This window comes from Nocardioides ginsengisoli, assembly GCF_039537225.1.
Lineage (GTDB): Bacteria > Actinomycetota > Actinomycetes > Propionibacteriales > Nocardioidaceae > Nocardioides > Nocardioides ginsengisoli.
Map to the genome: position 1 here is coordinate 89,990 of NZ_BAABAC010000035.1, position 21,146 is coordinate 111,135.

A 21,146-nucleotide genomic window follows, 5' to 3' on the forward strand; every position below is an offset into this window, starting at 1 on the left:
CCGGTCGGATGCCGACGGTGTCGTCAGGTCAGCCGGTGACCGGGACGTGCGACTCGACGGGCGTCGGGGACGGCGCGTCGCTCGGGTCGATCTCGCCGCTGGTCACGTTGCCGCAGGTCGCGGACGAGACGGTCAGCTCGACCTGGCCGAGGAGGTTGAGGTAGAGCGCGTCGACGGTGAAGGTGCCGTCGGCGTTGGCGGTCTGCCGGTTGATGGTCAGGTTGAGGAGGCCGGGGATCTCGACCTTCTTGTTGACCGCGTCGGTGCCGATCTCGACCGGCAGGCCGAGCGCCTTGAGGCCCGCGACGGTGACCGTGCCGGTCTTGCCGTTGCACTCGGCGACGACGGAGTCGGCGCCGACCAGCTTGAGCTTGCCGGAGAGGACCTCGCACAGGCCGTCGAGCTGGGTCGGGAGCAGCTTGTCGAGCTTGAGGGCGCCGAGCGCGCTCAGGTCGAGGCCGGTGCCGGACGTCGCGTTGCCGATCTGGGTCAGCGCGTCGTCGAGGCCCTTGAGCAGGGTGTCGTTGATCGTGCCGGTGACGCCGCCGACGGGGGCGAGCGCATCGGTGATCTGCTTGCACGCGTCGACGAGCGGCTTGGTGGTGGCGCCGGACAGGCCGAGGGTGTTGAGCAGGTCCTGGCCGACGCCGAGGCCGGTGACCTTGGCCGAGGCGGAGCCGTTCTGCGCGGACGCGACGACGAGACCGCCGTCGAGCAGCGGGGCGACGGGGAGGTCGACGAGGGAGTCCGTGACGGGCTTGCCGTCGGTGGAGACCACGGACGGCGTCCGGTCCAGTGCGGTGTTGCCGGCGATGTTGAGCTCGAGGCCGAACGCCGAGGACGGCGTACCGGCCGCAGTGGCCTCGCCGCCACCGAGCAGCGCGATCGACGCGCCACCCGTCACCAACAGGAGCGCGCCGGCCACCGGGGCCAGGTGCCGCTTGATCTTCATGGGGGTTCCCTTCATCTTCATCACTTGTCGGCCGTGGGGGAGTCAGGCCTGGTCGACCATGACGGGGGTGCCGATGGGTACGGTCCGGAGGAGGGCGAGCGCGTCATCGGGCACCCGCACGCAGCCGTGACTGACCGCCTTGCCGAAGACGGCCGGGTCGGTCCATCCGTGCAGGGCCACCGTGCCGGGGCCGCCGCCGTAGGAGTCGAGGGTGTCGCTGTGGCTGCCCAGCGGCAGGATGACCGGCGAGAACGGCTGCTTGTCGTCGACGATCTGCCCGAGCACGAAGGTGCGGCCGACCGGCGTCGGCGTCGCCGCGGCGCCGATGGCCACGGTCCAGATGCCGACCGGCTGGCCGTCCTCGACCAGCTCCAGCGTGCGCGCGCCGAGATGGACGACGACGAGGAACCGGCTGTTGGCCTCGGACAGCTCCGAGGAGCGCAGCCACCCGGTCGAGCCGTTCGGCTTCGACGGGAGCAGCACCTGCACCCAGTCGCGGTTGCGGGTGATCACCGGCAGCCAGGTGTCGCCGAACTGCTTCGGCCCGATCTTCGCGAAGGCCTTGCCGTCCGGGGCGTCGTACAGGGGGATGACCCGTTTGGGGTGCACCACGGTGCCCTTGGGGACCTTCGTGGGACGCGGGTCCTTCGGCGCGGCCTTGATCGTGGCTGTCGTCGAGCTCATCGGCAGTGACGTGAGGTCGAGCTTCGCCGTGGGCGAGGAGGCCGGCTCCGGGGCGGTCTTGCCGCCGCCGTCCTTGAGCACGAGGACCAGGGCGGAGATCGCGAAGAGCAGCACGACCAGCGTCACCGGCCAGCTGGCGCGGCTGCGCGCAGACTCCTGCTCCATGCTCGGTCCCTCCCCGGACGTCCATCCCCATGACCCCTTCGTGCGGTCCTCCCCGCGTCTGCAACGACGCAACCGGGACAAAGGTCACGGGGGAGACTAGTGGAGGGTTCGCCAAGACTGCAGGAGAACCCTGGGCCGGGCTGCTGCACAGGTGCTGCACAGGTGCTGCACAGGTGCTGCGCAGGCGCTGCGTCATCACTGCGCAGTGCTCAGTAGGATCGGTTTGTGGCCGGCCGGATTCGTGACGAGGACATCGCCGCGGTCCGGGAGAAGGCCCGGATCGACGAGGTGGTGTCGGGCTACGTCACGCTCCGCAACGCCGGCGGCGGGTCGCTGAAGGGGCTGTGCCCCTTCCACGACGAGAAGTCGCCGTCCTTCCACGTCACGCCGAGCCGCGGATTCTTCCATTGTTTCGGCTGTCAGGAAGGCGGTGACATCTTCACCTTCCTGATGAAGATCGACGGCCTGACGTTCGGCGAGGCCGTCGAGCGGATGGCCGACAAGTACGGCATCCAGCTGCGTCGCGAGGAGGGCTCCGACGAGCAGCGCCCCAAGGGGCCGCAGCGCCGGCGGATGGTCGAGGCGCACGCGGTCGCCCAGGAGTTCTACGCCGAGCAGCTCGGCTCGCCCGACGCGCTGGCCGCCCGGACGTTCCTCGCCGAGCGCGGCTTCGACCAGAACGCCGCGCTGACCTTCGGCGTCGGCTTCTCGCCGCGCGACGGGGAGGCGCTGTGGCGCCACCTGAGCGGGCGCAAGTTCAGTCGCGAGGAGGTCGTCGCCGCCGGTCTGGTCGCGATGGGCCGCTCGCTCTACGACCGCTTCCGTGGCCGGCTGATGTGGCCGATCCGCGAGACCAATGGCGACACCATCGGCTTCGGGGCGCGCCGGCTGTTCGACGACGACCGGATCGAGGCCAAGTACCTCAACACCCCCGAGAGCCCGATCTACAAGAAGAGCCAGGTCCTCTACGGCATCGACCAGGCGCGCAAGCAGATCGCGCTCACCTCCCAGGCCGTCGTCGTCGAGGGCTACACCGACGTGATGGCCTGTCACCTGGCCGGCGTCACGACCGCCGTCGCCACCTGCGGTACGGCGTTCGGCGACGACCACGCCCGGGTGCTGCGCCGCTTCCTCGACGACCACCGCCAGTTCGGCGGCGAGGTGATCTTCACCTTCGACGGCGACGAGGCGGGCCAGAAGGCGGCGCTCAAGACGTTCGCCGGCGACCAGCGCTTCGTGTCCCAGACCTATGTCGCGGTCGCCCCCGACGGGCTCGACCCGTGCGAGCTGCGCATGCAGCAGGGCGACGCCGCGGTCCGCGAGCTGGTCGCGACCCGCCAGCCGCTCTACCGGTTCGTGCTCGGCAACGTGGTCCGCCAGTTCGACCTCGACCGGGCCGACGGCCGGATGTCCGCCGTACGCGAGGCGGCCAAGCTGGTCCTCAGCAGCCGTGACCAGTCGGTCGTCAACAGCTCCTACGCCCGCGAGATCGCGGCGCTGACCGGCGTCGACCCGACCGAGGTCCAGGCCGAGGTACGACGCGTCGCCAACCGCGGCCGCCGGGGCGAGCAGGCCGAGGCGCGTCCGGTCGCCGCGCCGGCCCGCTCCAACGTCCCCGACCTGCGCGACCCGCGGTTCGTCCTCGAGCGCGAGACGCTCAAGGTGGTGCTCCAGCACCCGCTCGCCGTCGGCCGCACCACCGCCGACATCGGCAGCAACGACTTCACCCACCCGACCTATCGCGCGGTGTGGGACCTCATCGCCGCTGCGGGCGGCACGGTCGCCGGCCAGAACGACCCGGGCTGGGTGGCCAAGCTGCGCGACGCGGCGACCGAGCCGGCCGTGTCGTCGCTGGTCAGCGCGCTGGCCGTCGAGCCGATCCCGATCTCCAAGGAGATCGATGCCGGCTACGTGGCCCTCCACGTCAACCGGCTCCAGGAGCTCACCGTGCTCCGCAGGATCGACGACGTGAAGGCCCGCCTCCAGCGCACCAACCCGCTCGACAACGCCGTCGACTACAACAAGATGTTCGGCGAGCTCGCCGCGCTCGAGCAGCACCGCCGCATGCTGCGCGAGAAGATCGTGGGCGGCGGCGCGTGAGGCTCGTCCCGCACCGGCCGAAGCTTCCCGTCGGCCCGGGGGAGCGCCTGCTCGCCTGGGCGCCGGTCCGCGACGCGTCCGGCGAGCACCTCGTCGGCGGCTCCCGCGACGCGCTCTACCTGCCCGAGCGGATCCCGTGGGAGCAGGTTGCGAGCGCCGACTGGGACCTCGACTCCGAGACCCTGCACGTGGTCGAGGTCGGCCGCTTCGGCGAGCCGGCGCCGGTGCACACGCTCCACCTCGACGACGCCGGTCGGCTGCTCCAGCTGGTCCGCGAGCGGGTCACCGCGAGCATCGTCGTCCAGCGGCACGTACCCGTCACCGGCCGCCGCTCGGTGCGGATCCTGGCCCGCCGCGCGCCCGGCACCCACGGCGACCTCGCCTGGTTCGTCGAGTACGACGAGGGCCTCGACCCGGCCGACCCGGCCGTCGACGCCGTCGTCCAGGAGGCCCTCGCCGCCGCCCGCGCCGACGTCGGCGAGTGAGTTCCGCCCCGCGATTTCTGGCGGCGGGTCCGCTCTTGCTAATGTTTCCCCGCTCGACCGGCGCCGGTCGGGTGGTGCATTCCCCCGTAGCTCAACTGGCAGAGCATTCGACTGTTAATCGAAGGGTTACTGGTTCGAGTCCAGTCGGGGGAGCAGAGGAAGGGCCTGATCCGCGTGAGCGGGTCAGGCCCTTCGCCGTTCCCACGGCAACCGCGCGGACGCCGAAGACTGATCGGCAGAACCTGCAGGGCGGCGCGCAACCGTTGAGCCCGCCGCCGCGTCATCACGAACGTAGGGTGTCCCGGTGAACGGTGAGGGAGGGCTCGGATGCGCGCGTCCGTAGGCAGGTCGGGCGCGGTCGCGCTGGCGGTGGTGGTGGCCCTCGTGGTGGCCCTGGTGGTGCTGCGCTCCGGCGATGACTCGCACCCGCAGACGCGTCCGCAGCCCGGTACGACGCCCGGTGGCGGGCCGGGCCAGGCCGCGCCGCAGAGCACCCCGGAGCCGAAGGCCACGGCCCAGCTGCCGAAGCAGCCGAATATCGTCGTGGTGATGGCCGACGACATGCGCGTCGACGACCTCGCGTTCGCGCCGAACGTCCGGCGGATCATCGCCCGGCACGGGGTGACCTTCGAGAACTCCTTCTCGCCCTACCCGCTGTGCTGCCCGGCGCGCGCTTCCTTCCTGACCGGCGAGTACGCCCACAACCACAAGGTCTTCTGGCACACCCCGCCCTACGGCTACGGCGCCTTCGACGACTCGCGCACGCTCGCGACGTCCCTGAGCGCGGCGGGCTACCGCACCGGCTTCGTCGGCAAGTACCTCAACCGCTACGGCGTCGCGCTGTCGAAGGTGAGCGGCGAGCCGTCGTACCGGTTCGTGCCGCCGGGCTGGACCGACTGGCGCGCGGCCGTCGAGAACCCCGGCAACGCCGGCTTCCACGGCCAGACCTACGACTACTTCGACACGCCGTTCAACGTCAACGGGACGATCGACAACCGCTACCGCGGGATCTATCAGAGCAAGGTCATCGGTGACTTCTCGGTCGCGATGGCGCGCCGGTTCGCGGCGCAGCGCGACCCCTTCTTCATGTACGTCAACTACGTCGCCCCGCACCACGGCGGCCCCGCCGAGCCCGACGACCCTCGGCCCACGCGCAGCGTGCGCGGCCGCTGGGGCTCGCTCCCGACGCCGGCCCGCCCGGACTGGGCGAAGGGCTGGTTCGACAAGGTCATCGACCGTGGCGCCGGCGTCGCGCGGACCGGGCAGCCGCTCGAGCTCAACCGGCGCGACAAGCCGCGGCCGGTACAGCGTCGTACCCAGGACCTGAACGTGCCCGACCAGCTCGACGCGCTGCGGACCGTGACCCGCCAGCGGGCCGAGGCGGTCATGGTGATGGACCGCAACATCGCCCGGCTGGTCCGCGAGCTCAAGCGGTCGGGCGCCTGGGACGACACGGTCCTGATGTTCACCTCCGACAACGGCATGATCATCGGCGAGCACGGCTTCCAGCTCACCAAGGTCTGGGCCTACGAGCCGTCCCTGCGCGTGCCGCTGCTGATGACCGGGCCGGGGCTGCGCACCGAGCAGAAGCGCTACGACCCGATCTCGACCGTCGACCTGTCGGCCACGATCCTCGACATGGCCGACGCCCAGCCCCCGCGGACCGCCGACGGGATCAGCCGGGTGCCGACGCTCGAGCAGGGCGACCAGGGCTGGGCGACGCCGATCGTCTCGGAGGCGATGAACACCTCGCCCGGCGACGACCCCGACTTCACCGACGTCAGGACGACGATCGGGCTGCGCGTCTCGCGCTACTCCTACACCCGCTTCCGCAACGGCGGGGGCGAGCTGTACGACCTGGTCACCGACCCGCGTGAGGACCACAACAAGTACTGGGACCGCTCCTATCGCAAGATCCGGGCCGCGCTCGACGAGCTGTGGCTGAAGGTCAAGGACTGCAAGGGCGAGCAGTGCCGGATGCCGCTGCCAGACGTCCTCGCCGCCTCGCCGACGTCCAACCGGGAGGCGACGGACGCCTACTGGACGGCGATCCGCGCGGCCTACGGCTGGGACCGGCCCTAGCGGTCGCCGCCTGCGTCGGAAGTCGTCACGAGATCGCTCCCTTGAGCAGCTCGACGAGGGCGTCGCCGTGGGTCAGCTGCGGATGATGCCCGGCGCCGGGCACCGAGATCAGCTCCACGTTCGGGAGTGACGCGAGTCGCTCGACCGCATCGGGAGAGAGCGGGTCGTCGCTTCCCGTGATGATGCGGACCGGACCGCCGAACCGCTCCAGCGTCGCGCGCAGCTCGGCACGCCACTGCTCCGACCCCGCACGCGCGAGCTGCTCGGCCACCCGGGTGGCGCTGCCGCGCTTGAGGTCGCCGACGCTCGACTCGAGCCCCCCTGCCGCCGCCGTCGTGCCGGTCAGCTGGCGCGACAGCCGCGCCGGCTCGGTGTGTCGCAGGTAGGTGCGGACGAGCGGCCGCATCCGGGTCGTGGCGCCGCTGGAGGCCTGGAGGAAGAAGGGTGCGACCAGGGTGAGGGACTCCACCTGCGCGGGGAACCGGTCGGCGGCGACCACAGCCGCCGCCGCGCCGATCGAATGGCCGATCAGGTCGGTCCGCTCCGCCAGCACGGCCGGCAGCCACCGCTCCCAGTCCTGGACGCCGGTGCCGCCGCTGAGGCCGAGGCCGGGCAGGTCGACGGCGCGGGCGCCGATCCCCGCCGCGACGGCGGCCCAGGTGTCGGCGTTCACGGGCAGGCCCGGCAGGATCAGCCGGCTCGATCCGGGCATGCCGAGCTCGAACGTCCGCAGGCCGCCGGCGGCGACGAACCGTCGGTCATCGGCCATGGCGGCACCGAAGCGATGGGCAGCGAGGTGGTCGGCCCATCGTTCGAGAGACACCCGGACGTCGGGCATCGCGATCCCGTGGCGGTCGGCGAACTCGATCGCAGACTCGGTCGGGTAGCGGTCGGCGGAGAGGAAGGTGAGCGTCTCGAGATCTGCCTTGGTGATCCACAGCGGGAGCCGCTTGATCACCCCGACCGGCATCCGCAGGCGCGGGACCTTCGCGCCGAGGTGACGGCCGACGTGCGTGAGCAGGTCGGCCAGCGGCGGCGTGTCGTCGTCCAGCGTCCAGTAGGCCTGGCCGACTGCCGCGGGGTCGACGGCCGCCGCGGCCATGAACGCCGCCAGGTAGTCGACGGTGACGACCGGGAGGAAGGTCGCGTCGTCTCCGGGCAGCGCGGCGGCGGAGCCGTCCCAGATCTGCTCGATGGTGGTCGCCAGGCCGATGAGCTGGTCGGACTCTCCGGTCGTGCTGTCGCCGATCACGCTGGACGGGTTGACGATGGTCCAAGGGATTCCGAGCTCCTGGGCTCGGGCCTGGAAGATCGCGTCGGACTCCACCTTCGACGCCTCGTAGGCGCCCAGCTCCTCGTACTCCGCGGCGCGATGGTCGTCGGACCACGGGATCGTCGACGGGTCCTGCCCGCCGACGCGGTAGCCCGAGACGTGGACGACGCGCTGCAGGTCGGGGAGGCCGGCGGCGAAGTCCATCAGCTTCTCGACGATGCCGACGTTCGCGGTGCGTGCCTCGTCGGCGGTCATCCCGAATCGGTAGGACCCTGCGCAGTTGTGGATCTCGGTCACGTCCGCGAAGGCCGCGGGTCCGCCGGCGATGATCTCGGCGGCGTCGAAGTCGACGATCGTCGTACCGATGCTCCGGGTCAGGCCGTGCTCCCTCAGCCACCGCTCCATGCGCGCCCCGGACTCGGCGGTCCGAACCGCCGCGGTGACCTCCGCGCCGGCCGCGGCGAGGGTCAGGATCAGATGGCGGCCGATCAGTCCCGAAGCACCGAAGACCAGGGCGTGGCGGGCAGCTGCGCGCGGCGTCACCGCGTGCCTCCTGCGGCCTGGCAGCGCTGGTCGATGAGCCCGGCCACGACGTCGGCGGCGGCCGCCAGCGGCTGGGTGCTCCGCAGGGCGCGCGAGACGATGACCGCCCCCTCGATCGCCGAGACGACGACCGTCGCGAGCGATCGAGCCTCCTCCGCGGCGATGCCGCTGGCTTCGAGGAAGGCCGCGGTCGGCGAGATCCACGACTCGAACGCGGTCGCGCACGCCTGCCGCAGCCGCTCGCTCTCCGCACCCATCTCCAAGGTGACCACCGAGACCGGGCAGCCCAGCCGGAAGTCGCTCTCGCTGACGATGGTCGTCAGCGCCTCGATCGCGCTGCGGGCAGCCTCGGCCGGGGTGCCCGCAGCGACGGCTGCCTCGGCGATCAGCGTCTCGAACCGCTGGGCCGCGAGCTCGACCGCCGCGACGCCCAGGCCCTCCTTGCCCTCGGGGAAGTGGAAGTAGATCGACCCTTTGGGAGCCGACGCATGGTCGATCACGGCGTTCAGCCCCGTGCCGCTGTAGCCGCTGGTCTGGATGAGCTCGAGCATGGACTCGGCCAGCCGTGCCTTGGTCAGGTCTCCCTTGGATGCCATGACGCAAGAATAGACCGGTCTACATATTATGCACGTGCAGGCTCCCGCCTAGCCGGTCTGACCGCCGCCGCTCCCGGTTCCGGGCTGCTGGCCGGGCTGCTGGTCGGGCTGGTCCTGCCCGAACCGGCCGTACGGACCGGGCTGTCCCGGCGGCCCGTCGCCCGGGAACTCCCGGAACCGGTGCTCGCCCGGACCGTGCATCCACCCCGGCCGGCCGTCGCGGCTGTCCCAGCGGTGGTGGCCTCCGGCCGCCAGCCCGGCGCCAACACCGAGGCCGCCGCCGAGGATGAGTCCGGCCAGGGCCACCGCGACCACCGACCGGAAGCCGAACACGCGGTCGCGCCAGCGCTGCCGCGGTGCGGCGGGAGGCAGCGGGGCCGCGGGCGGGGCAGTCGGGGGCTGCTCGGACGGCGGGGGCGGAGCGGCCGGCCCGGCGGCCGGTGCGTCGGCCGGTACGTCGCCAGGTACGTCGCCAGGTACGTCGGCCGATGCCCCGGAGACCTGCTCGGCCGGCGGGTGCGGCTGGGCAGCGTCGTACTCGTTCTCGTTGCTCATGCCTCCACGATGCGCCCGCAGCCTGTGCGGAGTCTGTGAGCGGACGATGGATCGCTCATGGGTCCGTCGCGCAGGGGCTGACGCACAAGTACCGCACAGGGAAGACACAGGTTGCTGGCACAGTCTGGTGCCATGACCGAGACCGCGACCCGCCCCGACGGCTCCCCGCTGCGCGCCCTCGTCGTCGACGACGAGGTCAACATCGCCGAGCTGGTGGCCATGGCGCTGCGCTACGAGGGGTGGGCGGTCGAGACCGCGCACACCGGCAGCCAGGCGGTCGCGGCGGTGCGCGGCCATGCGCCGGACGTCGTCGTCCTCGACATGATGCTGCCGGACTTCGACGGCATGGAGGTGCTGCGCCGGATCCGCGCCGACGACCCCTCGGTCCCTGTCCTCTTCCTCACCGCCCGGGACGCCGTCGAGGACCGGGTCGCCGGCCTCACCGCCGGCGGCGACGACTATGTCACCAAGCCGTTCTCGCTCGAGGAGCTCGTCGCCCGCCTCCGCGCCCTCGTCCGCCGCGCCGGCACCGCCGTCGAGCAGAGCCGCTCGACGCTGGTCGTCGGCGACCTGGTCCTCGACGAGGACAGCCGCGAGGTCACCCGCGCCGGGGAGGAGATCAGCCTGACCGCGACCGAGTTCGAGCTGCTCCGCTACCTGATGCGCAACCCCCGCCGGGTGCTCAGCAAGGCGCAGATCCTCGACCGGGTCTGGAACTACGACTTCGGCGGCCAGGCCAATGTCGTCGAGCTCTACATCTCCTACCTGCGCAAGAAGGTCGACGCCGGGCGGGAGCCGATGATCCACACCATGCGCGGCGCGGGCTACGTCCTCAAGCCGGCCGGATGAGCCGGATGAGCCAGCTGGGTGGGGTGACGGGCCGTCTCGACCGGCTGGTCCCGCGCTCGCTCACGTCGCGGCTGGTGATCACCGCGGTGGCGCTGGTCGCGGTGGTGTCGCTGCTGGTCGGGACGGTGACCACGCTCGGCATGCACCGGTGGCTGACCAGCCGGCTCGACGCCGATGTCGTCGCCCTGACCCACAGTGGGCCGGGCGGCGGCCCCGACGACCGCTTCGGTGCCGACGGCCGCGTGATCGCGCTCTTCGCGAACGGCGCCCAGCGCGGCGACGTCATCACCTTCACCGGCAACGGCATCGAGCAGACCGTGCTGGGGTCCGACGCCATGGCCGTGCTCGAGCAGGCCGGCACCGAGCCCAGCACGGTCGAGCTGCCCGGCCTCGGCACCTATCGCGTCGTGCGGGGCCGCGGCCTGCGCGACGGGATCACCCTCGTCGCGGGCCTGCCCACCGAGGGCGTCGACGATGCCACGCTGTCGCTGGTGCGGCTCGAGGTGGTCCTGGCGCTGCTCGGCATCGTGGCCGCCGGTCTCGCCGGCACCGCCGTCGTACGACGTCAGCTGCGCCCGCTCACCGAGGTCGCCGCGACCGCCCACGCGGTGTCCGAGATCCCGCTCGACGAGGGCGACATCGGCGTCACCGAGCGGGTTCCCGAGCGGCTGACCGACCCGCGCACCGAGGCCGGGCAGGTCGGGCTCGCGCTCAACCAGCTGCTCGCCCACGTCGAGTCGTCGCTGTCGGCGCGGCACCGCAGCGAGCAGCAGGTCCGGCAGTTCGTGGCTGACGCGTCGCACGAGCTGCGCACGCCGCTGACCACGATCGCGGGATACACCGAGCTCGCCCGGCGCCGCGGCGACACGGACACCTCCGTCGTCGCGCTGGCGAAGGTCGAGGAGGAGGCGGCGCGGATGACCGCGCTGGTCGAGGACCTGCTCCTCCTGGCGCGGCTCGACGCCGGCCGTCCGCTCGAGGCCGAGCCGGTCGACCTGACCCGGCTGCTGCTCGAGTCCGTCGACGACGCCCGCGTGGTCGCGCCCGACCACCGATGGCGGATCGTGATGCCCCCGGACGGCGTGCCGGTCGAGGTCACCGGCGACGAGCGCCGCCTCCACCAGGTCGTCACCAACCTGCTCGCCAACGCGCGCAAGTACACGCCGCCCGGCACCACCGTCACGGTCACCGTCCGCGCCGACGGGTTCGACGTCCACGACGACGGGCCGGGCTTCCCACCCGACCTGATCGGTACGGCGTTCGAGCGGTTCACCCGCGGTGACGCGGCCCGCCACCGCGCCGACGGTGTGGGTCTGGGGCTAGCGCTGGTGCAGGCGATCGTGTCCGCGCACGGTGGCACGGTCGCGCTCGCGAGCGCTCTCGGCGACACCCGGGTCAGCGTCCGGTTGAACGAAACCCACTAGCGCCGAGGGCGGGCGTGGGGTCACGCTGCGCACATGACGTGGACGAGCGCGGTGTGGGCGACGGACGAGTTCCGCGCCGAGCTGCGCGCGTTCGTCGCCGCGGCCGTCGGCGAGCCGTTCCGGATGGAGCTCGTCGCGCAGCGACCGTGGTCGACGGTGTGGCGGGTCGACGCGGCCAGGGGGACGTCGTACGTGAAGCAGAACTGTCCCGGCCAGGCCCACGAGGCCCGCCTGATGACGGAGCTCGCACGGCTCGCGCCGTCGTACCTGGTGCCGGTGGTGGCCGCCGACCCCGACCACGACCTGCTCCTCACCGGCGACGTGGGCGCGCCGCTCGCCGAGCGTCCGGGGGCCGTCGACGTCGCCACCTGGTGCCGGATCGCCCGCAGCGGCGCCGAGCTGCAGCGCCTCGTCGCGCCGTACGCCGACCGGCTGGCGCTCACCCGGCTCCTCCCCGCCGACGCCACCACCTACGTCGCCGACGCCGTCGGTCGTCTGGGCGCCCTGCCGCCCGGCGATCCGCGCCGACTCGACCCCGGCGTCGCCCGCCGGCTCGAAGACCTGCTGCCGCTCGTCGAGCGCTGGTCCGACGAGGTCGACGAGCTCGACCTTCCGATCACCCTGCTCCACAACGACCTGCACCCGCCGAATGTCGTCCTCACCGACACCGGCCCGCGCTTCCTCGACTTCGCCGACGCGCTCCTCGGCGAGCCGCTCGGCGGCCTCACCGTCCCGCTCACCGTCGCCCGCCGCGACCTCGGCCTGCGCATCGACGACCCCCAGCTGTGGCGGATCGCCGACACCGCGCTCGAGGTCTGGAGCGACGTCGTCCCGCTCCCGGCCCTGCGCCGCGCCCTCCCCGCCGCCCTCCAGCTCGGCCGGCTCGCCAAGGTCGAGGCGTGGCGACGCTGCGTCGCGACGATGACGCCCCCCGAGCGCGAGCAGTACGGCGCCGCTCCCGCCGACCGTCTCGCGCGACTGCTGGAGTGCGCGCCGGTCGGCGCACTGGCCCCACTAGGGTGAGCCCCACGGGGCGGTAGCTCAGTCGGTCAGAGCAGAGGACTCATAATCCTTGGGTCGTGGGTTCGAGCCCCACCCGCCCTACCCATCGGGACCTCCCGAACGGCACAGGCCGGGCGGGAGCGTGTCCCACCCGGCCTGGCCGGTCATGCGGCGCCGCTCAGGACAGCGGCAGCAGCGCCGTGAGTTGCGTGAGCAGCGAGTCCACCGTCGGGTTCGACGTCGCGGTGCCGATCACGTCGTCGACGGCCTGGTTGACGGCGTCGGTGAGCTTCTCGGCGCCGGCGTTCGGCGTCGCCAGCGGGTCGAAGATCGTGCCGAGGCCGACCGGCAGCGGGTTGTTGTAGACGGCGACGCCGGTGCCGAGCAGGAAGTCGACCACGAGGCAGCCGGAGAGGATCGGCGACTCGCTCGCCGACCAGGTGCCCGTGCCCAGGAAGTCCATGGTCCGCGGGTGCGCGGTGTGGATCCCACTGAGGAACGGGCTGACCCACACCGGGTAGCCGTTCGGCTCGTCCGCGGCCGTGTCCGCGCCGATCACCGCGGTGGCGGTGTTGACGAGCGCGCCGGAGTTGAACTTGCCGGTGATGTGGTAGACGGGACCGCCGACGAGCGCACCCAGCGGGCCGGCAGCCGGCACCTCGGGGAGCAGGTCCGATTTGGTGACCGTGTAGCCGTTGTCCTCACGCCGCGCGTAGCGGTCGGGCTCGGTCGACGAGCTCGCGCTGTTGGCCGCGCACGCGCCGCCGGTCAGCCGCAGCGAGCTGTAGATGTCGAGGACGACCCCCGCCTGGACCGTCGCGTCGGACGCGATCTGCACGCCGTTCGGCGAGGTGGTCGGGTCGATCTGCAGGCCGTTGAGCAGGCTCAGCGACAGCTGGTTGCCGTTCGACCGGACCTGGACCTTGGTCGCGAGGATCGTCGCCAGGTCGATGCCCTGGGCCTCGGATCCGGCGGCCAGCTTGGCCAGGATGTCGTGGTAGTACGCGTCGTTCGCGGTACCGAGCGACATCAGCGTCCGGGTCCTGCCGCCGGTGGTCGCGTAGGCGACGAACGCCTTGGTCTCCAGGTCGAAGACGCCGACCAGGCCGTTCTTGTCGGGCGAGTTGCCCGGGCGGTAGACCATCATCACGCGCGGCGTGCAGCCCTGCGCCGGCACGCAGGGGGTGGCGGCGGCCGGGAGGCACCCGGCCGGGTCGCTCACACATGCCTGCGGGTCGGACGGTAGGGCGAAGCCGCCGGGCAGCGCGTAGAACGTCTGCTGCGTGCCGCCGGCGTAGATCGGCGAGGAGGTGCCGCCGACGCTGAACTGGAACTCCGACGGAGTCAGGTTCGCCCGCACGTCGCCGTTGCCCAGGACGTCCTTGAACTGGACGGCCCACGGCCGGTACTCGAAGGTCGAGGTGGTCACGTGCGGCCCGGGCGTCATGGTGTTGCCGAAGCCGGTGCCGGACGCGACCGGCGTGCCCACGGCACAGGCGCCGAGGCCGGTCTTGACGGTGTTGAGGTCGGTCGTCGTCACCGTGTAGACGCCGGCGGGCTTGCCGTCGAGGTCGAGGGCGGCGTGCATGCCGTGGTAGGTGTTGCCTGCGAAGTCGCCGCGGTAGTTGCTGTTGCCGGGCGCGGGCTGCGTCGGCGTCGGCTGGTTCGGCGGGTTGCCGAGGAAGCCGGTCGCGGTGAGCCCCATGTCGCGCACTGGCGAGAGCATCGTCAGCACGGTGTCGCCGTTCGGGTCGGTCACCGTGACGGTGGTGCGCGGCGAGGCGTTCGTGCCGGCGGGGTTGTCGCCCTTGCAGCCGGTGAGCGCCACGCCGGAAGCAGTGGCCTGGGCGTAGTTCGCCGAGCTCGTGCTGCGGCTGTAGTGCATGGCCGCGCGGTCGACGTTGATCGTCACCGAGCTGTCGCGTACGACGGGCGGGTCGCCCGCGTCGGTCGGGGTGACGGTGGTCTGGGCCTGGGCCGGGATGACGGTCGAGACGGCCGCGACGACGACGGCGGCGAGGCCGGTGACGCCGAGGCGCCGGAACTGGTGGGGGGCGGGCGTCAGACGACGCCGGCGGCGATGCTGGGACATGCGACTTCTCCTTGGGAGCAAAGAAGGCCCCGAGGCCGGTGAAGTTCGCCAACTGGCGGGCCCAGCGTGGAGCATTCACGAGCCAGTTGAGAAGGGTTCGGGCCAAAATGAACGAACTTCCGTCACACGCGTGACATGAGCCCGGATCGCTCGTTGTCAAGGGGTCCGAGACATGAGGTCAGCGGACCGACGGGCCGTACTCCGGGAGGATCCGCAGGTACGGCGCCGGGTCGCCCTCCCACGCCATCGCCCGGATCTCGTCGCTCGTCGCTCGTCATCTGCGACGCCAGAAGCCGCACCAGCACAGGGCGATCGGCGCTCACGACGGCTGCGGGCTCGCCCTCTCCGAAGACGCGCCGCTTGCCGTCGTACGCGAAGGCGACGGCGGGAAGACCGGCCTTCCGGACCCGGTGATCGAGCGAGAACCCGTAGCCCGCGAGCGCCAGCGAGGTGGCCTGGACGACGGGCGGCCGGTCGAGACCGATCGCCTCGTGCAGATCGCCCTCGTGGACGACGACGTCGTTGATCGCGATCGCTGCGCCCATCGCGCCGACGGCGTCCGGGAAGGGCGTCTCGCCACGTCGCTGCTCCGGCCCCGCCGCTCGGCGACCTGCCGGGCGGTCATCGCGTCGCGGTCGCGAGCGACGTCCGGATCGCCGTTCTGGTCGAGCAGTCGGGACAGGTCGCCGAGCTCGGACAGCGATCCGCCGACGAGATCGCCGATGACGGCCGTGTGGTGGGCGACCAGGTCCTGCACGGTCCAGTCGGGACAGGCGGGCACCGGTCGGGTCAGGTCACGAGCGGGCAGCGACGCCACCACGGCGCTGAGCCGGGCCTGCACCTCGGCGTACGCCGCCGCGGCGTCGGCCGCGCTGCGCTCATTCACCCCAGCCCATGGGGAAGACCTCGAAGGGCGCTGCGAACGTGACCCCCAGTCGGGTGCCGGTCGCGCGCGCCATCCCCTCGAGGAACTCCCGCGGGTCCCAGTTCTCCCAGCCCAGACCGTCGATATATGCCGCGTGCGCCTTCAGCGACTCCACGCCGGCGTCGAAGGTCGCGGTCGTGTCGACGGCGTGCGTCGCGTCCGGCGACCCGAACGCCCACACCTCCCGCACGCCGCCCCACGGCTTCAGGCCGTCGGAGATCTGTTCGGCGAAGACCCACCGGTTCCCCGCATCCCGTACGGCGTCCAGCACCGCGCGACCCACCGCGATGTGGTCGGCCTGGTTGAGGTTCCGGCCGCCCCACGTGTCGCGGAAGTTGCCGGTGATCACGATGTCCGGCCGGTGCTCGCGGACCGATGCGGCGAGCACCCGACGCAGGGCGACGCCGTACTCGAGGACGCCGTCCGGTTGGCGCAGGAAGTCGACGGTGTCGACGCCGACGACCTCGGCCGAGCGCACCTGCTCCTTCTCCCGCACCGCGCGGCACGAGGCCGGGTCCATGCCGTCGATCCCGGCCTCACCGCTGGTGACCATGCAGTAGGCGACGGACTTGCCCTGGCCGGTCCAGCGGGCGACCGCCGCGGCGGCGCCGAACTCCATGTCGTCGGGGTGGGCGACGATGCACAGGGCACGCTCCCAGTCCTCGTCGAGCGGTTGCAGGGGGGAGGGAGTCTCGCTCATGCGTCCGAGCATGTCACTCGCGGCCGTCGAGGGCCATGAGGAGCCGGACCGCGTCCCAGGGCGCCCGGCCGCGCGCGTCGTTGTCGAAGTAGACGTGTACGTCGGCGTCACGCGCCCAGGCGCGGCAGCGCTCCGCCCAGCGATCGAGCGACGCGGGTGCGTACCCGCTCGCGTACAGCTCGGTGTGCCCGTGCAGCCGCACGTAGACCAGGTCGCTGGTCACCGCCTCGGCCATCGGCCAGCGTCCCGGCGAGTCGGAGATGACGCAGGCGATGTCGTGCTCGCGCAGCTGGGCGAACGCCTCGTCCACGCAGAAGCTGCGGTTGCGGAACTCCAGCGCGTGCCGCACCGGCCGCCCCCCGAGCGTGCGCGGCAGCAGCGCGTAGAAGTCGGCCAGCAGCGCGGGGTCGAAGGCCTGGGTCGCGGGCAGCTGCCACAGCACCGGCCCCAGCTTGGGCCGGAGCTCCTCCAGCCCCGACCCGAAGAAGCGGGCGAGCGCCTGCTCGACGTCCCGCAGCCTCTTGAGGTGGGTGATGAACCGACTGCCCTTCACCGCGAACACGAAGTCGTCGGGCGTCGCGTCCCGCCAACGCCGGTACGACGTGGGCTTCTGCAGCGCGTAGAAGGAGCCGTTGATCTCCAGCGCCGACACCCGCTCGGCCAGATAGCTCAGCTCCGTGCGCTGCACCAGCCCGGGTGGGAAGAAGTCGCCGCGCCATGACGGATAGGCCCATCCCGACGTACCGACCCGGATCTCGCCCATCCCTCCGGGGTACCCGGGTCAGCCCGGCCGAGCCGTCGCCCCCGCGATGAGCAGGCGTCCGCCGCGCTGCACGAGCTGCAAGGTCACCTCTTCGGTACGACGCGCACCCCCGGGCAGCCGGTAGCGGTAGGTGTAGCGGACGGTCAGCGTCGCCGGATCGCTGTCCAGGCTGAGGATCTCGGGGTCCTGGATCGCCGTCCACACCTCGCGGTAGCGCGGGCTCCGCCCCTGGTAGTCGCGGGTCAGCAGCCGGAACCCCCGCTCGGCGTCGCTGCTCGCCGTCGTCACGTAGTCGCGGGCGAACCGCTCCAGCCGGCGGGCCGTCACCGGCTCGGCCGACCTGGTCGCGGTCGGCTCGTCGTCCTCGGTGTCGGCGGTCGGCTCGGCCCGCGACGGCGTCTCGGCGGGAGCCTCGTTCCCGCCCCCGGTGAAGAGCAGCGCCGCGCCGACGACTCCGAACACGGTGACGACCGCCGCACCCGCGAGCACGAGGAGCGCGGGGGAGCGGCGCGGGCGCAGGGGCGGCGAGGGCGGCGCCACGCGTGCCCGCAGGTAGTCGGCGAACTCCGCCGCCGTGGGCCGCTCCGCCGGGTCGGGTCGCATCGCCAGCTCGTGGAGCGGCGCGAGCCAGCCGGGCCGCCCCGCGGAGCCGGCGTGGGAGAGCTGGGTGCCGAGCCAGCGCACCTCGTCGGGAGCGCTCGACGCGGTGCCGTGCAGCCGGCCCTCCGCGTGGGACGCCGCGACGGCGTCGGCGACGGGCAGCAACCGGCGCGCCGCCTCGTCGTCCTCGCTCACCGGGCCAACCTAGCCCCGATCAGGCTCCGTCGATGAGGAGTCGCCCGTCGACCTGGACCAGCCGCAGCGTGACGGTCTCGGTGCGCCGGCCCTTGCCCGGGAAGACGTAGCGATAGGTGTAGGTGACCGTCAGCGCCGCCGGGTCGGCCGAGATGGTGAGGATCTCCGGGTTCTTCATCGGGCCCCAGAAGTCGGCGTAGCCAGGGCTGCGGCGCTGGTAGGCCGGCGTCAGCATCGCGAACCCGGCCTTGGGGTCGCGGCTGGCCGTGGCGACGTAGCGGCGGGCGAAGTCCACGAGCTGGGCCACCGTGGGCGCGGTGGTCTGTGTGGTGGCGGACGTCGTCGTCCGCGGGGGAGGGGACGACGAGGTCTGTCCGGCCGACGGCTCGTCGCCGCCACGGGTGAGCGCGATCGTGCCCACCACCGCGACCAGCACGAGGAGGGCGACCGCGCCCGCGATCAGCAGCGCCCGCGACGGCCTCGCCGACCGCTCCGGCCGCGGAGCCGTGGGCGGCGTGCGCGGCGGGGGCGGCACCGGGACGGCCGGCAGCACGGCGGTCTGCTCCGCGACGAGGGTGGTGCGGGCCAGGTGGTCGCGGACCGCCGCCATCGACGGCCGCTGCGCCGGGTCCTTGGTCATCGTCGCCGCGATCAGCGGCGCCAGCCAGCCCGCCTCCTCGGGACGCGGCGGGTCCTCGTGCGCGATCCGGTAGACGACCGCGAGCGGGCCGTTGTCCTTGTCGGGGTGGTGGTACGGCGGCCGCCCGGTCAGCAGGTGCACCAGGGTCGCGCCGAACGCCCACACGTCGCTGGCGACGGTCGCCTGTTGGCCCATCGCCACCTCGGGCGCCAGGTACGCCGGCGAGCCGGTCACCATGCCGGTGCGCGTCAGCGTCGCGTCCTCCGCGCCCCGGGCGATGCCGAAGTCGGTCAGCTTGGCCCCGCCGTCGCCGGCCAGGATGTTCGACGGCTTCACGTCGCGGTGGACGATGCCGAGCGCGTGCGCCTGCACGAGGGCGTCGGCGACCGGCGCGAGCAGGCGGGCGGCCTCGTCGGGGGAGTAGGGACCGTTGTCGCGCACGGCGGCCGACAGCGCCGGGCCGTCGACGTACTCCATGACGAGCCAGGTGCCGTCGTCGTCGGTGACCAGGTCGTAGACGGAGACGACGTGCGGGTGCCCGAGCTGCGCGGCGATCCGCGCCTCCCGCTCGGCGCGGACGGCGTCCTCGGCGGCCGCGCTCCCGGCGAAGCCGCCGATCCGCTTGAGCGCGACCGCGCGGTCGAGCAGGTCGTCGTGGGCCAGCCAGACCGCCCCACCCGCGCCCTGGCCGACCGTCCGCTCGAGGCGGTAGCGCCCGGAGATCCGCTGGTTGGTCATGGTGGTGGCAACCTACCCGGGACCACCGAGTGCAACCCGGTGGGCCGGACCTCCCCGCATGGGGCACTCTTGGACCGGGACAGTCCCACACCTGAACAACGAACGGAGAGGACCGACGTGTCCGTCGACCCCAACCTTCTGGACGACCTCGAGTGGCGCGGCCTGCTGGCCGAGTCCACCGACCGCGAGGCGCTGCGTACGGCGCTCGGCGAGGGCAGTGTCCGGTTCTATGTGGGCTTCGACCCGACCGCGCCGAGTCTCCACATGGGCAATCTGGTCCAGATCGTCACCGCGATGCGCCTCCAGCGCGGCGGGCACACGCCGTTCGCCCTCGTCGGCGGCGCCACCGGCATGATCGGCGACCCGCGCGACTCGGGGGAGCGCACTCTCAACTCCCTCGACACCGTGCAGGAGTGGACCGCGCGGGTGCGGCGCCAGATCGAGCCGTTCCTCTCCTTCGAGGGCGACAACGCCGCGACGATGGTCAACAACCACGACTGGACCGAGGGCCTGTCGGTCATCGACTTCCTGCGCGAAGTCGGCAAGCACTTCCCGGTCAACCGGATGCTCGCCCGGGAGACGGTGCGCCGCCGCCTCGAGTCCGGCATCAGCTACACGGAGTTCTCCTACGTGCTGCTGCAGTCGATGGACTTCCTGACGCTCTACCGCGAGCGCGGCGTCACGTTGCAGTTCGGCGGCTCCGACCAGTGGGGCAACCTCACCGGCGGCGTCGAGCTGATCCGCCGGGCCGAGGGCGGCACCGCGCACGCGTTCGCGACGCCGCTCATCACCAAGGCCGACGGCACCAAGTACGGCAAGACCGAGGGCGGCGCCCTGTGGCTCGACCCGCAGATGATGCCGCCGTATGCCTTCCACCAGTTCTGGCTCAACGTCGAGGACGAGAAGGTGGGTGACCTGCTGCGCGTCTTCACCTTCCTCCCGCGCGAGGAGATCGAGGCGCTCGAGGCCCGGCACGCGGAGAAGCCGTTCCTGCGCGAGGCCCAGAAGGTCCTCGCCGACGAGGTCACCACGCTGGTGCACGGAGCAACGGAGACGCAGAACGCGAAGGCCGCCGCCGAGGCGCTCTTCGGCAGCGGCGACGTCACCGCACTCTCCGGCGCGACGCTCGAGGCGGCGCTGGGGGAGGCGGGCGCCGTCGACGTCGACGGCAGCGCCGGCATCCCCGACGTCGTCGAGCTGCTGACGCTCACCGGCCTGGCCAAGTCCAAGGGCGAGGCGCGGCGCACCGTGGCCGAGGGCGGTGCCTACGTCAACAACGTGCGCGTCGACGACCCCGAGCACGTGCCGGACGCCGGCGACCTGATCGCCTCGTCGTGGCTGGTGCTGCGCCGCGGCAAGAAGCGGTTCGCGGGCGTGCGCGTGCGCTGAGCCAGGCGCTCCCGGGAGGCCCGTCGCGGGCCTCCCGGGAGCGCTCCAGAACCCCCGTCGGAACGCTGTGGCCCGGGTCACGCCGTTCCGATTTGTGCTTCTGACGCGGGATGCGTAATGTTCTCTTTGTCGCCGGGTGCGGCGGGAAACAACGAGGCGGTCAGCCGGGGGTTTCCGGCCCCGCGATCACCAAGTCTCGAACTCCTGGTTCGGGCACCGGTCAGAAAAGCAAATCCTTCCGGGTTTGGCACAGGCTGGGGTCAGGGTCTAAGGTTTCGGACTGCATCAGCACGAAGACGAACGCGTCGCAACAAGGCGCGGGAACTTCGACGCGTGTGATGTTTGAGAACTCAACAGTGTGTCATGCATAGATTGATTGTGACGTTTGTGTGCA

At 72.2% G+C, this 21,146-nt stretch carries 18 protein-coding genes, 2 tRNA genes and 1 pseudogene; 9 read left to right on the top strand and 12 right to left on the bottom strand.

The features are described from left to right. Positions 1-28: 28 nt before the first annotated feature. Positions 29-952, bottom strand: coding sequence for a choice-of-anchor P family protein (locus AB4880_RS18315; protein ID WP_367920668.1), 924 nt, complete (start codon positions 950-952; stop codon positions 29-31). 42 nt (positions 953-994) lie between these two features. Beyond that, positions 995-1,801 carry a L,D-transpeptidase gene (locus AB4880_RS18320; RefSeq protein ID WP_367920669.1) on the bottom strand — a complete coding sequence of 269 codons (807 nt, stop codon included), beginning with the start codon at positions 1,799-1,801 and terminating at the stop codon, positions 995-997. 225 nt (positions 1,802-2,026) lie between these two features. Between AB4880_RS18320 and dnaG the strand changes: the two genes are divergently transcribed. From dnaG to AB4880_RS18340, 4 genes are all read left to right on the top strand, one after another. Then, positions 2,027-3,901, top strand: coding sequence for a DNA primase (gene dnaG / locus AB4880_RS18325; RefSeq protein WP_367920670.1), 1,875 nt, complete (start codon positions 2,027-2,029; stop codon positions 3,899-3,901). Continuing rightward, the gene (locus AB4880_RS18330; protein ID WP_367920671.1) at positions 3,898-4,386 is read left to right on the top strand and encodes a hypothetical protein; all 489 of its coding nucleotides are present in this window, start codon (positions 3,898-3,900) and stop codon (positions 4,384-4,386) included. The genes dnaG and AB4880_RS18330 overlap by 4 nt, the downstream gene beginning before the upstream one ends. A gap of 80 nt (positions 4,387-4,466) precedes the next feature. Further along, positions 4,467-4,539: transfer RNA gene (locus tag AB4880_RS18335), tRNA-Asn, on the top strand. Between the two features lie 174 nt (positions 4,540-4,713). After that, on the top strand, positions 4,714-6,468 hold the full coding sequence (locus AB4880_RS18340) for a sulfatase-like hydrolase/transferase (protein WP_367920672.1): 1,755 nt from the start codon (positions 4,714-4,716) through the stop codon (positions 6,466-6,468). A gap of 25 nt (positions 6,469-6,493) precedes the next feature. On the opposite strand, the gene AB4880_RS18345 is transcribed toward AB4880_RS18340, so the two are convergent. From AB4880_RS18345 to AB4880_RS18355, 3 genes are read right to left on the bottom strand one after another with little or no spacing between them, the layout of a single operon-like run. After that, positions 6,494-8,284: an alpha/beta fold hydrolase gene (locus tag AB4880_RS18345; RefSeq protein WP_367920673.1), complete on the bottom strand. Its 1,791-nt coding sequence runs from the start codon at positions 8,282-8,284 to the stop codon at positions 6,494-6,496. Then, positions 8,281-8,880 carry a TetR/AcrR family transcriptional regulator gene (locus AB4880_RS18350; protein WP_367920674.1) on the bottom strand — a complete coding sequence of 200 codons (600 nt, stop codon included), beginning with the start codon at positions 8,878-8,880 and terminating at the stop codon, positions 8,281-8,283. Before AB4880_RS18350 ends, AB4880_RS18345 begins: the two co-directional genes overlap by 4 nt. 48 nt (positions 8,881-8,928) lie before the next feature. After that, positions 8,929-9,435 carry a hypothetical protein gene (locus tag AB4880_RS18355; protein ID WP_367920675.1) on the bottom strand — a complete coding sequence of 169 codons (507 nt, stop codon included), beginning with the start codon at positions 9,433-9,435 and terminating at the stop codon, positions 8,929-8,931. A gap of 132 nt (positions 9,436-9,567) precedes the next feature. Between AB4880_RS18355 and AB4880_RS18360 the strand changes: the two genes are divergently transcribed. From AB4880_RS18360 to AB4880_RS18375, 4 genes are all read left to right on the top strand, one after another. After that, positions 9,568-10,284 (top strand): response regulator transcription factor, encoded by a 717-nt coding sequence (locus tag AB4880_RS18360; RefSeq protein ID WP_367920676.1) that lies wholly within the window; start codon positions 9,568-9,570, stop codon positions 10,282-10,284. A gap of 5 nt (positions 10,285-10,289) precedes the next feature. Beyond that, positions 10,290-11,708: a sensor histidine kinase gene (locus AB4880_RS18365; protein WP_367920677.1), complete on the top strand. Its 1,419-nt coding sequence runs from the start codon at positions 10,290-10,292 to the stop codon at positions 11,706-11,708. Between the two features lie 33 nt (positions 11,709-11,741). Next, on the top strand, positions 11,742-12,731 hold the full coding sequence (locus tag AB4880_RS18370; RefSeq protein WP_367920678.1) for a phosphotransferase: 990 nt from the start codon (positions 11,742-11,744) through the stop codon (positions 12,729-12,731). 7 nt (positions 12,732-12,738) lie between these two features. Then, positions 12,739-12,812 (top strand) — tRNA-Ile (locus tag AB4880_RS18375). A 76-nt stretch (positions 12,813-12,888) separates the two neighbouring features. Here the strand turns inward: AB4880_RS18375 and AB4880_RS18380 are convergent. The 7 genes and pseudogenes from AB4880_RS18380 to AB4880_RS18410 all read right to left on the bottom strand — a co-directional run bounded on the left by AB4880_RS18380 (position 12,889) and on the right by AB4880_RS18410 (position 19,363). After that, positions 12,889-14,802: a hypothetical protein gene (locus tag AB4880_RS18380; RefSeq protein ID WP_367920679.1), complete on the bottom strand. Its 1,914-nt coding sequence runs from the start codon at positions 14,800-14,802 to the stop codon at positions 12,889-12,891. Between the two features lie 122 nt (positions 14,803-14,924). Beyond that, positions 14,925-15,347, bottom strand: a complete 423-nt coding sequence (locus tag AB4880_RS18385; RefSeq protein ID WP_367920680.1) for a hypothetical protein — start codon at positions 15,345-15,347, stop codon at positions 14,925-14,927. Between the two features lie 2 nt (positions 15,348-15,349). After that, positions 15,350-15,703 (bottom strand): annotated as a pseudogene (locus AB4880_RS18390) (maleylpyruvate isomerase N-terminal domain-containing protein); the annotation flags it as partial. Next, positions 15,681-16,427, bottom strand: a complete 747-nt coding sequence (locus AB4880_RS18395) for a PIG-L deacetylase family protein (protein ID WP_367920681.1) — start codon at positions 16,425-16,427, stop codon at positions 15,681-15,683. The gene AB4880_RS18395 and the pseudogene AB4880_RS18390, both read right to left, overlap by 23 nt. Positions 16,428-16,440: 13 nt before the next feature. Then, a complete protein-coding gene (locus tag AB4880_RS18400) occupies positions 16,441-17,190 on the bottom strand; it encodes a DUF72 domain-containing protein (RefSeq protein WP_367920682.1) in 750 nt (249 codons plus the stop codon). A gap of 18 nt (positions 17,191-17,208) precedes the next feature. Next, positions 17,209-17,985, bottom strand: a complete 777-nt coding sequence (locus AB4880_RS18405) for a serine/threonine-protein kinase (protein ID WP_367920683.1) — start codon at positions 17,983-17,985, stop codon at positions 17,209-17,211. Positions 17,986-18,004: 19 nt separating this feature from the next. After that, on the bottom strand, positions 18,005-19,363 hold the full coding sequence (locus AB4880_RS18410; protein WP_367920684.1) for a serine/threonine-protein kinase: 1,359 nt from the start codon (positions 19,361-19,363) through the stop codon (positions 18,005-18,007). A gap of 117 nt (positions 19,364-19,480) precedes the next feature. Here AB4880_RS18410 and tyrS point away from each other — a divergent pair, with 117 nt between their 5' ends. Next, positions 19,481-20,752, top strand: coding sequence for a tyrosine--tRNA ligase (tyrS, locus tag AB4880_RS18415; protein WP_367920685.1), 1,272 nt, complete (start codon positions 19,481-19,483; stop codon positions 20,750-20,752). The last annotated feature ends 394 nt before the right edge of the window (positions 20,753-21,146 follow it).